Below are 1,017 nucleotides of genomic sequence, written 5' to 3'. Positions count from 1 at the left end.
TGTATACATTGCTACAATATTGTATGCCTCTGTCTGAATGATGAATAAGATGTTTAATATCTTTAGATTGATTTATGGCTTTATTAAGCGCTCTCACGCATCCTTTTAGCTCCATGCTATCACTTAGGTCATAACCAACAATTTTTCTAGAATACATATCTGTTATTAATGCTAGGTAACAAAAGCCTTTTACGGTTCTGATGTATGTGATGTCCGATACCCAAACTTGGTTTGACCTTGTAACTTCCATGTTTTTTATAATGTTATTATACTTATAAAATCGATGATGCGAGTTTGTTGTTCTGGCACTTGTTTTCTTTCTAAGTGTTAGCATTTGATGCTTTCTAAGGACATTAAATAAAGTATCTCTACCAACTCTAAGATTGGCTTTAACAAACTCTTTGTCTAAGGACCTGGTAAGCTTACGAACACCTTCTCTAGGAAGAGATTTACGTCTTTTTCTAACGATGTTTATAATCAGCTGTTCTTGTTTTAAACGCTTATCAGCTCTAGATTTGTATTTATAATACGCATCACGTTTAAGCCCAAAACAATGAGTTATAGTCGTTAAAGAAGCAAATCTCTTAGATTTCTCTTTAGCTATAATTAAGGCTTTATACTTAGCTTTTTTTTTAGCTCATTAACAGATTTGTAACCAAGATCTTCAGCGGCTACTTCAAGATAAGAATCCAATACCATAGCATCTAGATCCTTTTTAAGTAGTAGTTTTTTAAGCTGTTCAATCTCTTTTTGAAGTGTTTTAATTCTAGATATTTCGTCTTTAGTTTCCACTTTTACTCTGGTGTTCATTAAGTCTTTACGATTGTACTTTTTAATCCATTCATTGACCGTTGTTGGCGCAATGGAATAGAGCTTACAAAGTTCGCTCTTTGTATGTTTTCCTGTTGTAAGTTCGGCTAAAATCTTTAATTTAAAAGGTTCGCTGTAACGTCTAATTACTTTGTCATTTCTGTACATAATGTTTAAAATTATGTAGCCTTATTTCAGGACGGGTCA

General features: G+C 32.7%; 2 protein-coding genes. Both read right to left on the bottom strand.

The annotated features are described in order from the left end of the window. Positions 1-334: DDE-type integrase/transposase/recombinase (locus HNQ90_RS17875; RefSeq protein ID WP_183822402.1), on the bottom strand; the 334-nt coding region annotated here is incomplete at its 3' end. A 272-nt stretch (positions 335-606) separates the two neighbouring features. After that, a complete protein-coding gene (locus tag HNQ90_RS17870; RefSeq protein ID WP_144116265.1) occupies positions 607-978 on the bottom strand; it encodes a transposase in 372 nt (123 codons plus the stop codon). Positions 979-1,017 lie beyond the last annotated feature (39 nt).

The organism is Algibacter amylolyticus, assembly GCF_014202225.1.
Lineage (GTDB): Bacteria > Bacteroidota > Bacteroidia > Flavobacteriales > Flavobacteriaceae > Algibacter_B > Algibacter_B amylolyticus.
The sequence above is the reverse complement of the archived record's forward strand: the minus strand, read 5'-3'. Positions and strand labels throughout refer to the sequence as shown.